This window comes from Bacillus sp. FSL E2-8900 (assembly GCF_037966225.1).
GTDB classification, from domain to species: domain Bacteria; phylum Bacillota; class Bacilli; order Bacillales; family Bacillaceae_G; genus Bacillus_A; species Bacillus_A cereus.
In genome coordinates this window covers 1,323,873-1,336,909 of sequence record NZ_CP150193.1, presented here as the reverse complement: position 1 = coordinate 1,336,909, position 13,037 = coordinate 1,323,873, and the positions used below count along the sequence as shown (strand labels likewise).

The following is a 13,037-nucleotide window of genomic DNA, read 5'->3' as shown; positions in this document are numbered from 1 at the left end:
TGTTTTCTTTATGCATATTTTTTCTTGTAACGTATAATATAATGAAAAAGAAAGGTGGGTACATATGGACGACAAAGAAAAAAAGCAATCATTCGATGAAGAATTTGCCCCTGAAATTTCACCTGGATATCGGCAAGATGTACATAAGCCACCTAAATATAAAAACACTTCGTTTTTAATGGGCATTACCATTTTCGCTGCTGTATTACTCATACTTATCATTTTCGTTTATTTTTGATGAAAGGTGGCCTATTATATGAAGAAACAAGATTCCAATCGTTCAAAAAGAACTGTTAAAACACAAAAAGGATATGCAGGAGATTCTGTTCATACTCTTAAACAAGTCGAGCAAGGGAATTTATATATTGCTCAAAAAGAACTTGGTCAACAAAATGAAAATCTTTAAAGGCCCTTTATTCCTTAAGGGTCTTTTTATTCCGCATTAAGTAATACACCCTCAAATGTTCTATTGAGCAATGAATTTCCTTTATTGTACGCACTGCTTTTGTTCTAGCACCATAAATATATTATTAACCTTTACAATTTTCACTTCATAATTCAATTTCATTTCGCTTCTCTTACTCTTACCATTTTCAGTACCCGCAACGTACGCTACAGCTTGATAAAGAAAACTCTCATTGGTCTCTTCACGTATCTCCTCGTTTGTAAATTTATACTCTAAATCTTGAAAACGATTTGGATAATAATTTCCCATTAATTGTTCATACCCTCTATTTAAAAATAGTTCTTCACCTTTTCGTTTCACATCTTCTTTATTAGTAGACCCAAACACTGATAGTTGCTCGGTCACAAAATGCTCTCCTACCTTTTTCATTTCATTATGAGTTAAGTTTTCTATACTTTTGTTCTTTAACTCCTTATTTAACTCGTACTGATCAATCGGTTTAAAGGTAGCAAAAACCTCCTCTTTATATGACCAAAACAATACAAAAGCGATACATAGAGAAATGATTAACAGTCTTTTTTTCGTAATACTCCCGCCCTTCTTCATAATAATAGATATATTTTAACGTATAGAAAGAAAATTCTGATATCATAAAATAGAATAACTTAACTCAGAAACGAGGAACAATTATGGACTCTTACAAACATTATATAAAAGAAGCTTTGCCTAATCTTTCTATACATTCATATAAACAAAATGAAGAAGGATGGGATAATGTAGCAGTTATAGTAAATGATGAGCTACTGTTTCGTTTCCCGCGAAAACAGGAATATGCGATGCGAATTCCGTTAGAAAAAGAACTATGCGCAATTCTCACTCAATCACTACAAGAAATCGAAGTTCCACAATATCACCTAATTTATAAAAATGAATCTGATGAGGTTCCTCTTTGTAGTTACTATACTCTCATTCATGGTGAACCATTAAAAACAGAAACAGTTGCCACGCTGGAGGATCCAAAGCTGAAAGCAATTATTACACAATTAGCTACTTTCCTTGCGGTACTACATAGTATTCCTTTACACCAAGTTACAACGCTATGTTTCCCTATTGAAAAAACATGTACCTACTGGAAAGAGCTACAAACAAAATTAAACCAATATCTCACTACTAGCCTTACTTCATTACAGAAACTAGCCTTAAATCGCTTATTTGAAAATTTCTTTGCATGTTTAGCTACATCCACTTTTCAAAACACAATCATTCACGCTGATTTTACTCATCATCACATTTTATTTAACAAGCATAACAAAAGCATTTCAGGTGTTATCGATTTTGGTGATGCGCAAATTGGCGATCCTGCTTTTGATTTTGCAGGACTATATTATGATTTCGGACATGAGTTTACTACATCTGTATATGAACAGTACAGTACACTTATTTCTCATCATGATCCATTACTCATTCATCGTATTACTACCTTTTATCAATACAGTCCTTTACTACATAATATTATTTATAATTTTGAGTCAGAGAATGAACTCGAATTCATTACAGGCACAGAACAGCTAAAAACGATATTACAGGGATGAGATTACATTCTCTCCCTATATACTCTCTCCTCATACATCATTAACTTTTTATCCATTTCAACAATAACTTTATACAATTGAAACGCCTGTAAAATTTGCAGTTGAATTTCAAAAGGAGCATTTTGTTCTTTTAACCATTGAAATACTTTTGTTTCATCTTTCATTGATTATTCCTCCCTTTATTCTGCTATTTGTGGGTAGCCCGATTAATGAGGGCTGATAATCAGTGGGTGATTGACAAAACCCCCACTGATTAAAGTTTCACTTTATTAAAATCTGCTACAAATATACCGTAAATGATGAAAAGCTTTTCATGTCAATAACAAAAAAGGATGCAAAGTTGCATCCTTTAATGAACTATATTTTTCTTCTGTTTCGCTTCTGTCTTTACTTCTTCCCCTTGGCATTCACTACGAAACGCACAACTTATACACTCAGAACGAAAATGACGCTCTGTATAATGCTCAGGTTGCTCTAACATTTCTTTCATTCTAGATAAATCAGCCATTCCAGTTATAATATCTTCCTGTTTCGGAATGTACTCATACTTAGTTCCTTCTATTAAATTAATAACTTCAATTTTTCCTGGAAGAACTCCGAAAGCTTTATAACTGAATACTGTCATTAGCTTCTGACAAAGAGCAAGCATTTCCTCATCTGCATCGACAACATACTTTTTAATTACAAACGACTCAGCACTCCACTCACCAACTTCAAATGTCAATGACATGTGGACACCTAACTCTTCCATATATGTTTGAAACTTCTCGTATAAAAATAATGGTGGTGTCTGACTATCATCCTTTTCAACGAACTGTAATAAGTGATCCGTTAGCTTCGCTAATACAATATAGTATTCCGTCTTCGAAGCAAACATATTAATCCTTACTTTTTTCCAATACTTTTCTATTAATATTAAAAGTATAATTTTCGTTTGTTGACCCGCAGGTAGCGTGTAATACTCGTTAATAATTTGATTGACAATCATTTGTGCTATTTGTTGCCATTCAAATGAAGAAGGTTCTCTTCTTTTTATGTGACGAAAATAAAATTTATGCGGACAACGCATAAAATCATACAAATGATAATCTGTCATCGTTTTGATTGAGATTTTCTCATGCACTTGCTCTTCATCTCCCTTCTGCCATTAAGAAAGGTGTTTTACAAATTCAGCTCCAAACTGTAAACATTTTTCTACATCTTCATCTTCTGGCGTTAATTCTACTTTTAGTCCTTCTAACACAACTGCTGCCCCGCGCTCTTGTAGCTTTTCTATTAAAATGTCAACTGCCACTCCGTATTTCGGATAAGCCGAATCACATGATCCGAATACTGCCGCTTTTTTCCCAGTTAAATCAATAGAATCCATTGCATCATAAAAATCTAAGAAATCATCAGGAAGATCGCCATCTCCCCAAGTGTATGCACCTAAAATAATTCCATCATACTGTTCTAATATAGAAGCTTCTGGTGAATCCATAATATCAATAACTTCAATTTCATTTTCTGTTTCACGAATTACGCCGGCAATATGGTCAGCCATTTCCTCTGTATTTCCACTCATACTTGCAAAAATCATTACTAACTTACTCAACTGAACCTCTCCCTTTACTTTGTATCTCTTTTTCTGTTTGAATGCTCTTCTTCTCATCTACATATTCAGACCGAATTACATTTCTTTGCCATTCCATATGCTGATCAACATCTTTATTTTTATCTTTTAATCCCCTCCGCAGAAGGTGAAAATTCTTTCTCATTAACATGTCGCATCCATCCTATTGATAATAATTATCAATTTCAACTACATTTAGATTAATTGACATTGATTATCAATGTCAATAACTATTTTTAAAAAAATGATTAAAATGTACAAGCTTGTCCGTTAGCTATTCATATACTATGAATGAGCATAGTTCTTTCTCAGCCCTCTCTGACGGAAAGAAATAAAAGCAACTGCAATAGAGTGCAGTTGCCTTTTTTTGTTTTTCTATAATTTTAGTAATCTTATAGTCGTCTCTAAAAATAGCTCCACTCCACAAATTAATGCTGATTCATCCACGTCAAATTTCGGATGATGATGTGGATAACAAGTATATATATTTTCATTACCTGTTCCTAATTTAATGAAACAACCAGGTGCTTTTCTTAAATATGCTGAAAAATCTTCTCCACCCATAGAAGGTTCAAGCTTCACAACACGCTCATTCCCAAACAAATGTAGTGCACTTTCTTCTACTATTTTCGTAATATATTCATCATTAATAACCGGATCATATCCATATCGATACGTATATGTATACGATCCTCCATGTGCTTCTGTAATTCCTTTCACAATTTTCTCGATTTTCCCTTCTGCTTCCACCCTCAATGCTTGATTAAATGAACGAACAGTTCCCATTAAAGTTGCTGTACTAGGAATAATATTGTCAGCCGTTCCCCCATGAAATTGTGTAACTGAAACAACCCTTTGCATAAAAGCACTTGTATTTCTTGATACGATATGTTGTAGATTTGTAATAATCTGTGCTCCGATAGCAATAGGATCTATCGTTTCTTCTGGTCGCGCCGCATGTCCTCCTTTGCCTTGAATCTCAACTGTAAATACGTCTGGAGCTGCCATCATCGGTCCATATGCAATTCCTATCTTTCCACTCTCAAGTCCTGACATAACATGTAAACCTATTACATAATCAACACCGTCCATTACACCTGCCTCAACCATTTCTTGTCCCCCACCGGGATACACCTCTTCTGCGTGCTGAAAGAATAGACGAATCTCACCTGCAAAATCTTCCTTTATATTTGATAACACCTCTGCTGTACTTAATAAAATAGCTGCGTGAGCATCGTGCCCACATGCATGCATCATTCCTTTATTCACAGATGTATAAGATTTACTTGTCTCCTCTTGAATTGGCAAAGCGTCTATATCAGCTCGAATCGCAATTACTTTCCCTTGCTTCACACCTCTTTTAATTGCTAGTACACTATACTTCGTCGGTCTCGTTACTTCAAAAGAAGAAAATGAGCATAATGTATCATATATAAATTGCGAAGTTTCTTTTTCATGAAATGATAATTCCGGATACTTATGGAAATGCCTTCTCCATTTCACGATATTTTCTTCCGAAATTAGATTCTTCCACACTCTATTCATGATAATTTCCTCCTTTTCAAAAGAACTAGAAATTTAAAAGTTTACTCCGTCTTAAATGATTAATAAAAACAAACACTGTATTTTTACGTATTCTTATAGTCCACTTTTATGTATTCACACAATCCACTTTCTATTTACATGTCAAACCCATTACAAATTCATGCTGAATGTAATATAATTGCTAAGTTAGGGATTTTCTTTTTTAGTATTTAGTGCTAATATCAAAAAAGAGCCTTTTGACTTATTTTTACCTAAAATGTGGGATTTTGTTTTTTTCACAATAATGTAGGACATGATACCTACAAAGAGCTATTATTTCATTAAGAGAGGGAAAGACATGGAAAGATTAAAAGAGATATGGTCTCGACCACTCACACAATGGGTTGCAAAGACGGTTTATTATCTTGCAATTTTATTTGCATTACTTTGGTTGTATGGATTCCATGATACAAACACAAGTACATTTATTTACAATGAATTCTAGGGTGGGAACGTTATGAAGTTATTAGAACAAATTGAAAAGTGGGCTGCAGAAACGCCTGATCAAACCGCTTTTGTTTGGCGAGATGCGAAAATTACGTACAAACAATTAAAGGAAGATTCTGATGCGTTGGCACATTGGATTTCTTCTGAGTATCCAGACGATCGTTCACCAATTATGGTGTATGGCCATATGCAACCTGAAATGATTATTAACTTTTTAGGATGTGTAAAAGCTGGACATGCTTACATTCCTGTAGATTTATCTATCCCAGCTGATCGTGTACAACGTATTGCTGAAAATTCTGGTGCGAAATTACTTTTATCGGCAACAGCAGTAACTGTAACTGATTTACCAGTTCGCATCGTAAGTGAAGACAACTTAAAAGATATTTTCTTTACTCATAAAGGGAACACTCCAAATCCTGAACATGCGGTAAAAGGTGATGAGAACTTCTACATTATTTACACATCAGGAAGCACAGGTAATCCGAAAGGGGTTCAGATTACTTATAACTGCCTTGTTAGCTTTACAAAATGGGCTGTAGAAGATTTCAACTTACAAACAGGGCAAGTATTCTTAAACCAAGCACCTTTCTCATTTGATTTATCTGTAATGGATATTTACCCATCATTAGTAACAGGTGGTACACTTTGGGCAATCGATAAAGATATGATTGCGCGTCCAAAAGACTTGTTTGCTTCTTTAGAGCAATCGGATATTCAAGTATGGACTTCCACACCTTCTTTCGCTGAAATGTGTTTAATGGAAGCATCTTTCTCTGAGAGTATGCTACCGAACATGAAAACATTCTTATTCTGCGGTGAAGTGTTACCAAATGAAGTAGCTAGAAAATTAATTGAGCGTTTCCCTAAAGCAACAATTATGAATACGTATGGTCCAACAGAAGCTACTGTCGCTGTAACAGGTATTCACGTTACAGAAGAAGTGCTTGATCAATACAAATCACTTCCAGTTGGCTATTGTAAATCAGACTGTCGCCTTCTTATTATGAAAGAAGATGGCACGATCGCACCTGATGGTGAAAAAGGTGAAATCGTAATTGTCGGTCCAAGCGTAAGCGTTGGATATTTAGGAAGCCCTGAATTAACAGAAAAAGCATTTACTATGATTGACGGTGAGCGCGCCTATAAAACAGGCGATGCTGGCTATGTTGAAAATGGTCTTCTATTCTATAATGGTCGTCTTGATTTCCAAATTAAGCTGCATGGTTATCGAATGGAATTAGAAGAAATTGAGCATCACCTTCGTGCGTGTTCTTACGTAGAAGGAGCAGTTATCGTTCCAATTAAAAAAGGTGAGAAATACGATTATTTATTAGCGGTTGTTGTTCCTGGGGAGCATTCGTTTGAAAAAGAATTCAAATTAACATCTGCAATCAAAAAAGAACTCAATGAGCGATTACCAAACTACATGATTCCACGTAAATTCATGTATCAATCTTCTATTCCAATGACACCAAATGGAAAGGTAGATCGCAAAAAATTATTGAGTGAGGTTACAGCATGACCGCATATGGATCATTTTATTTTTTCGCTATAGTGGGCATTTTATTAATACCTACTATCATAGCTGGATTAAAAGGTAAAATGTTGCGCAAATATAATGCCGTTTTAACATTAGTCATGATTGCTATTATCTTCTCAGATAAACCAAAGCAAGCAATGATGCTAGCTGCATTTATTATTTGGCAATATGTCCTTATTAAAGGCTATTTAATTTTAAGAAAACAAAATAATAGTACATTCACATTTTGCATAGCTGTTATTTTATCGATTTTGCCTCTTATTTTGGCAAAAATCGCGCCGTTTGCATCGTTTTTACCTGAGTTAAAACTTGTTGTTTTCCTAGGTATATCTTACGTAACATTCAGAGCAGTTCAAATGGTATTTGAAGTTCGTGATGGTTTAATTAAAGAGCTTTCTTTCTTTAACTTCTGGGAATTCGTTTTATTCTTCCCTGCGATTTCAACAGGACCTATCGATCGTTACCGAAGATTCCAAAAAGATATTCAAAAGCCACCTAGCGCTGAAGAATATCAAAATTTACTATATACAGGACTAAATCGTATTTTCCAAGGTTTCTTGTATAAATTTATTATTGCTTACTTAATAAAGCAATATTGTATGGATCCAGCATTCGCTCAACACGATACAATATTTTCAAATATGATTTACATGTATAGCTATAGCTTATATCTATTCTTTGATTTTGCTGGTTATAGCTCTTTTGTAATTGGTGTAAGTTACATGATGGGAATTAAAACGCCAGAAAACTTCAATAAGCCATTCCTTAGTCGTAATATTAAAGACTTCTGGAACCGCTGGCACATGAGTTTATCATTCTGGTTCCGTGATTTTATTTACATGCGTTTCGTCTTTTTTGCAACGAAGAAAAAGTTAATTAAGAACCGTTACACCATTTCGTATATCGGGGCATTTTTAAACTTCTTCATTATGGGAATTTGGCACATCCAAGGAAGCGCTGTTGCGCAGTATGTTATTTATGGTCTATACCATGCCGCACTGTTTATTTTATTCGATATTTTTGAACGAAAAAACAAGAAGCATAAGTTTTGGCCAAACAATAAATTTACACACATCCTTGCGATTGTAATTACGTTCCACGTTGTATGTTTCGGTTTCCTAATCTTCTCTGGACACCTTAACAGATACTTTTAATGCACCCTTCTTATTCCATTAAGAAGTTGCACATATAATAATTTCGGATATAAAGGAGATTTTAAAAATGGCAGAATTCAAAGAGCAAGTATTAGATATTTTAGAAGAAGTATGTGAAAACGATATTGTGAAAGAAAACTTAGATGTTCAATTATTTGAAGAAGGTATCCTTGATTCTTTCGCTGTAGTATCTTTATTAGTTGAATTCCAAGAGCGTTTAGATATTGAAGTTTCTATTTCTGATTTTGACCGTGACGAGTGGGCTACACCAAACATGGTTATTAAAAAGTTGGAAGAAATCCGATGAACAAAGCAAAATTTGGTCCGATGCTTTTAGCATTGGCCCTTTTTGCTGTATTCTTACTTATTCCAACGCGCTTCCTACTTCCACTTTTAAGTGATGAAAAAGTAGAACAAGCTGCTACTTCTTTAAAAGAAGAAAAAATTCAAAGTATGATTTTACAGCAAAAGATGTTAGCAGATCCAAAATATCTTCCGATGTACGGTTCATCGGAATTCGCACGTATGGATGCTTTCCATCCATCTAATTATTTTAAAGTAAAGCCTGAAGGATTTACGCCATTCCTTCTTGGACGCGGCGGAACACAAGACCTTGTACATGTATTAAACTTCGCATCTACAATGGATCAATTGAAAGATAAGAAAATGGTATTCGTTCTTTCTCCACAATGGTTTGTACCACAAGGTATTGACGAAACGCACTTTGCACCTAACTTTTCAAAACAACAAGGTTACCACTTCATTTTCAACAATGATTTAAAACCTGAAATGAAAAAACAAATTGCAAAGCGTTTATTAAACTTTGAGATTGTAAAAAAAGAAACTTTATTAAAAATTTCGCTTGAAGGTATCGCTTATGATGATACGAAGTATAAAGTAAAAGCACTTGCTGCTAAACCTTTCGCTTATATTTACCGTAACATTTTAGATCGTAAAGATTTATTTACAGCTATGTTTAATATTAAACCGCACAAAGAGAAGCTCGATTCTTCATTAAAACAAATGAACTGGGAAGAGGCTCGTAAACATGCGGATCAAACAGGTGCAGCAGAATCTGGATCTAATGAATACGGTATTGAAGATGATTATTTCAATAGCAAAATTAAGAAAAAATTAAAGCAACGTGAAGGTTACTTAAAAAATGATGCTTATGACCAATCGCCAGAATATGAAGATTTACAAATTGTACTTGATTTATTAAAACAATCTGGTGCAAAACCACTCTTCATTTCTGTTCCTGTCAAAGGTCCTTGGTACGACTACGCTGGATTCCCGAAAGAACGCCGCGAAGCATACTATAAGAAAGTTCATGAGCAAATTGAAAAAGCTGGTTATCCAATTGCCGACTTCTCAAATCATGAATACGATAAATACTTCTTAAAAGATCATATGCACTTAGGTTGGAAAGGCTGGGTTTACATCGACGAAGCCATCCAACAATTTTATAAAGCAAACTAACGAAAAGACCGCTTGAATTACTCAAGTGGTCTTTTTGTATATATTTTGTAATTGCTCGATTGCATTCGCCGCTTCTTTCATAACTCGCTCCACTACATGCTGAGCTGATTCGATTCGTGCCAATGATGCTGCCTGCCCTGCCCAAAGTGACATATATTCTTCCTTATTTTGCTTCGCTGCCTCTTGGCGTATTTTAGAAGTTAATACGTTTTGCACTGGATATACCGGAAGCCCTTCTTCTTTTCCTTCATGTCTCTCTATAAATTCATTCCGAATACCGCGTGCATATTTCCCGGAAAACGCACGAGTTACAGTTGTGCTCGTATCTGTACTATGTAAAACCGCTTCTTTATACACATCGTGCGTAATACTCTCTTCACTTGTTAAAAAGGCTGATCCCATTTGAACACCTTCTGCTCCTAGTGCCAATGCCGCAACAAGCCCTTGTCCGTTCATTACACCACCTGCTGCGACAATTGGGATATGCGGAACAGCCCCTACTAACTGAGGTATTAACGCAAACGTACCAATCATAGCATCTCGTTCTTTCCCAATAAACGTTCCTCTATGCCCTCCTGCTTCGCTACCTTGCCCAATAATAATATCTACTCCTAGCTCAGCAAGTACTTTCGCTTCCTTCACATGGGTAGCTGTTCCGATAACTTTTATTCCACTTCTTTTTAAATCATTTATTTCTTCTTTTTCTAACGTTTGAAATGCAAAGCTAACGACCGGTACTTTTTCATCTAATAGCACTTGTAATTGTTCCTTATAGCTTTTTGGAAGCTTTAACGTTCCTTCTACTTCTATACCTAATTCTCTATTCACTCCGCTTAGTAATACTTTCGCCTCATCTACCTTCTCTTCTTCTATTTCTATCTCTTTCGTTACAAGTAAATTAACACCGAAAGGCTTATCTGTTAGTTCTCTTATTCTATAAATCGCTTTACGAATTTGTTCTGGGCTCATATAGCCCGCTCCAAGCGTCCCTAATCCTCCACTATTACTTACTGCTGCAACAAGTTCTGGCGTCGTAATCGCGCCTGCCATACCGGCTTGAACAACGGGATACTCAATTTTTAATATGTCTGTTACTCGACTTGTAAACATCATTTCCCCTCCTATTTCCTTTATATCTTCTTTATTTGATAAGCTTTCCCCTGCTTTTGCAAGGGTTGAACTTCATATGAAGCGAATATATTGAAAGAGAAGGAGGCTGAGCTTAATGATTTATCCAAATGCATTAAAACAAGGTGATACAGTAATGATTATTGCACCATCTGGTCCACCTACAATCGAAAATGTATTAAAAGGTGTGAATGTATTACAAGAGATGGGGTTATCCGTAATAATCGGGAAGAGTGTTTACGAGAAATATGGATTTTTAGCCGGAAGTGATCAAGTTCGGCTTGACGATATACATGAAGCATTTACAAATAATGAAGTGAAGGCAATTTTTTGTGCACGAGGTGGTTATGGAAGTGCTCGTCTTCTTCCTCACATTCAATATGAAGTTATTAGGCAGAATCCAAAAATCTTTTGGGGATATAGCGATATTACAGCTTTACATACTGCTGTTTCACGTTATGCAAAGCTTATAACATTTCATGGTCCGATGATTGAAGAACTAGGAAAAGGCATTGATTCCCTATCTTTATCCTCTTTTAATCAGCTATTCCATCCGTATTCAACCATTTTATCTGCATCAGAATGTATCGTACCTAGCTCTCACAGTACAGTTACAGGTACGTTAGTTGGAGGAAATTTAGCTGTGTTAACAAGTATAATTGGCTCGCCCTACGAGATAAATACGGACAATACACTTTTATTACTTGAAGACATTGGTGAAGAACCGTACCGCATTGACCGTATGTTAAATCAGCTACTTTTATCTGGAAAGTTTAATGAATGCAGGGGCGTTATTTTCACAAGTTGTCACGACTGCACTCCTTCAAAGCCCTCTCAATCATTGCAAACAATATTATATGAATATTTCGCGCCATATCATATACCTGTCCTATTCGATTTACCAATTGGACATATAAGTCCAAACATCGGTATTCCACTTGGAGCTACAGCAACAATAAACACGAATAATAAAACAGTCTCTATTTCTTCTGGTATAGCCACTCCATATTCAAATTAAAAAGGAAAAGCGATTACGCTTTTCCTTTTACTTATAATAATTAAAAATTCGTCCAGATGCGATATCTGCAATTTCTTCTGGAATAAATGTTTTACTTATATCAGTGCCAACATTTAATACAGCTGTAGCATCTTTCTCAATGCTACCAAATAACTCTTTCCCACGTATCGTAATAAGGGGCGTTCCTTCTGGCAACACATCTTTTACAAATTCCATTTGTGTAAAGAACGGAACGATCCATCTACCTTCTCCTTGGAAATGACGCAAACGAAGTATTCCTTCTGTTGCCCCGTCCTCTGCTTCTAGTGAACCAGCAACATAAAACTCAGTAGATAAGAGCAATTCATAAAATTCCTTTTGCTTCTGTTTATCATCCCCTGCTACAACAAGTACCTCTTCTAATTTCTTTACTGAAATTTGCTCCATATGATGCCACCCCTATTTTCAAAATGATTGTACTTAGATTATACGAAATATTCTTATTTTTTTCTACATAATTCGCAATTATTTTCTTAAAATAATTTTAATACTTCTTTTGTCGTCACAATCGTAGCAAACTCTTCATGTAAATTTACAAGTGTCATATTGTGAATATCCTCTGCACTATACTCCTTACCATCTAAACCTTTACGGTTAAACGTAGCCGTTGCATCACTCACTAAATATGTTGTAAATCCTAAATTCCCTGCCATTCGTGTCGTAGTTTCCACGCAATGATTTGTCGTTAATCCTACAACCACTACTGCATTACATTTGTTCTTTCTTAATTGCTCTTCTAAATTTGCCCCAATGAACGCGCTGTTAACGAATTTCTGAATAACCACTTCACCAAGTAGTGGTTGCACTTCTTCTTTAAAGTTTACCGTTTCCGCTCTCTCATAAAACATTGACTGAGCATTTTCTTTATTTACATGTTGAATATGAAAAACTGGTCGTTCCCTTTTTCTCCATTCTTCTAACAAAATTCTCATGTTTTCTTCAGCAAAAATATTATTTCTCTCGCCCCAATCTGGTAATTCAAATGCCTTTTGTACATCGATTATGATAAGTGCTATTTGATTTGTCATCATTTCC

Annotated in this window: 18 protein-coding genes; 9 read left to right on the top strand and 9 right to left on the bottom strand. The window is 35.2% G+C overall.

All coding sequences use genetic code 11. The annotated features are described in order from the left end of the window. Positions 1–64: 64 nt before the first annotated feature. A complete protein-coding gene (locus NST90_RS06925; RefSeq protein ID WP_000341062.1) occupies positions 65–238 on the top strand; it encodes a hypothetical protein in 174 nt (57 codons plus the stop codon). A gap of 18 nt (positions 239–256) precedes the next feature. Then, positions 257–406: a hypothetical protein gene (locus NST90_RS06920; RefSeq protein ID WP_000743742.1), complete on the top strand. Its 150-nt coding sequence runs from the start codon at positions 257–259 to the stop codon at positions 404–406. An 81-nt stretch (positions 407–487) separates the two neighbouring features. On the opposite strand, the gene NST90_RS06915 is transcribed toward NST90_RS06920, so the two are convergent. After that, positions 488–1,012, bottom strand: a complete 525-nt coding sequence (locus NST90_RS06915) for a hypothetical protein (RefSeq protein ID WP_025710314.1) — start codon at positions 1,010–1,012, stop codon at positions 488–490. A gap of 83 nt (positions 1,013–1,095) precedes the next feature. On the opposite strand from NST90_RS06915, the gene NST90_RS06910 reads away from it, so the two are divergent. Then, positions 1,096–1,998, top strand: coding sequence for an aminoglycoside phosphotransferase family protein (locus NST90_RS06910; RefSeq protein ID WP_000378982.1), 903 nt, complete (start codon positions 1,096–1,098; stop codon positions 1,996–1,998). 2 nt (positions 1,999–2,000) lie between these two features. Here the strand turns inward: NST90_RS06910 and NST90_RS06905 are convergent, their stop codons facing one another. The 5 genes from NST90_RS06905 to amaA all read right to left on the bottom strand — a co-directional run bounded on the left by NST90_RS06905 (position 2,001) and on the right by amaA (position 5,155). Continuing rightward, positions 2,001–2,162, bottom strand: a complete 162-nt coding sequence (locus NST90_RS06905) for a hypothetical protein (protein WP_000651086.1) — start codon at positions 2,160–2,162, stop codon at positions 2,001–2,003. A gap of 185 nt (positions 2,163–2,347) precedes the next feature. After that, entirely contained in the window at positions 2,348–3,121 is a 774-nt protein-coding gene (locus NST90_RS06900) for a hypothetical protein (RefSeq protein WP_025710313.1), read from the bottom strand. 24 nt (positions 3,122–3,145) lie between these two features. Beyond that, positions 3,146–3,592, bottom strand: coding sequence for a flavodoxin (locus tag NST90_RS06895; protein ID WP_000041153.1), 447 nt, complete (start codon positions 3,590–3,592; stop codon positions 3,146–3,148). Next, positions 3,585–3,761, bottom strand: a complete 177-nt coding sequence (locus NST90_RS06890) for a hypothetical protein (protein WP_000929023.1) — start codon at positions 3,759–3,761, stop codon at positions 3,585–3,587. The genes NST90_RS06895 and NST90_RS06890 overlap by 8 nt, the downstream gene beginning before the upstream one ends. A 224-nt stretch (positions 3,762–3,985) precedes the next feature. Beyond that, positions 3,986–5,155, bottom strand: a complete 1,170-nt coding sequence (gene amaA, locus NST90_RS06885; RefSeq protein ID WP_006928846.1) for an N-acyl-aliphatic-L-amino acid amidohydrolase — start codon at positions 5,153–5,155, stop codon at positions 3,986–3,988. A 337-nt stretch (positions 5,156–5,492) separates the two neighbouring features. Here amaA and NST90_RS06880 point away from each other — a divergent pair, with 337 nt between their 5' ends. From NST90_RS06880 to dltD, 5 genes are all read left to right on the top strand, one after another. Next, positions 5,493–5,639, top strand: coding sequence for a teichoic acid D-Ala incorporation-associated protein DltX (locus NST90_RS06880; RefSeq protein ID WP_000440293.1), 147 nt, complete (start codon positions 5,493–5,495; stop codon positions 5,637–5,639). Positions 5,640–5,651: 12 nt separating this feature from the next. Then, the gene (dltA, locus tag NST90_RS06875; protein ID WP_000770505.1) at positions 5,652–7,166 is read left to right on the top strand and encodes a D-alanine--poly(phosphoribitol) ligase subunit DltA; all 1,515 of its coding nucleotides are present in this window, start codon (positions 5,652–5,654) and stop codon (positions 7,164–7,166) included. Further along, a complete protein-coding gene (gene dltB / locus NST90_RS06870) occupies positions 7,163–8,338 on the top strand; it encodes a D-alanyl-lipoteichoic acid biosynthesis protein DltB (RefSeq protein WP_000127933.1) in 1,176 nt (391 codons plus the stop codon). Before dltA ends, dltB begins: the two co-directional genes overlap by 4 nt. Positions 8,339–8,405: 67 nt before the next feature. Beyond that, positions 8,406–8,645, top strand: a complete 240-nt coding sequence (dltC, locus tag NST90_RS06865; RefSeq protein ID WP_000807310.1) for a D-alanine--poly(phosphoribitol) ligase subunit DltC — start codon at positions 8,406–8,408, stop codon at positions 8,643–8,645. After that, complete coding sequence (gene dltD / locus NST90_RS06860; RefSeq protein ID WP_071732556.1) at positions 8,642–9,817, top strand: D-alanyl-lipoteichoic acid biosynthesis protein DltD; 1,176 nt, start codon at positions 8,642–8,644, stop codon at positions 9,815–9,817. Before dltC ends, dltD begins: the two co-directional genes overlap by 4 nt. 21 nt (positions 9,818–9,838) lie before the next feature. Here dltD and NST90_RS06855 read toward each other — a convergent pair whose 3' ends face one another. Beyond that, a complete protein-coding gene (locus NST90_RS06855) occupies positions 9,839–10,927 on the bottom strand; it encodes a nitronate monooxygenase (RefSeq protein WP_044306634.1) in 1,089 nt (362 codons plus the stop codon). Positions 10,928–11,042: 115 nt separating this feature from the next. On the opposite strand from NST90_RS06855, the gene NST90_RS06850 reads away from it, so the two are divergent. After that, positions 11,043–11,963, top strand: coding sequence for an LD-carboxypeptidase (locus NST90_RS06850; RefSeq protein ID WP_000640062.1), 921 nt, complete (start codon positions 11,043–11,045; stop codon positions 11,961–11,963). 27 nt (positions 11,964–11,990) lie between these two features. Here the strand turns inward: NST90_RS06850 and NST90_RS06845 are convergent, their stop codons facing one another. Both NST90_RS06845 and NST90_RS06840 read right to left on the bottom strand, forming a co-directional pair. Further along, positions 11,991–12,389: an SseB family protein gene (locus NST90_RS06845; protein ID WP_000435265.1), complete on the bottom strand. Its 399-nt coding sequence runs from the start codon at positions 12,387–12,389 to the stop codon at positions 11,991–11,993. An 86-nt stretch (positions 12,390–12,475) separates the two neighbouring features. Further along, a complete protein-coding gene (locus NST90_RS06840) occupies positions 12,476–13,030 on the bottom strand; it encodes a cysteine hydrolase family protein (protein WP_071732555.1) in 555 nt (184 codons plus the stop codon). Between the last annotated feature and the right edge of the window lie 7 nt (positions 13,031–13,037).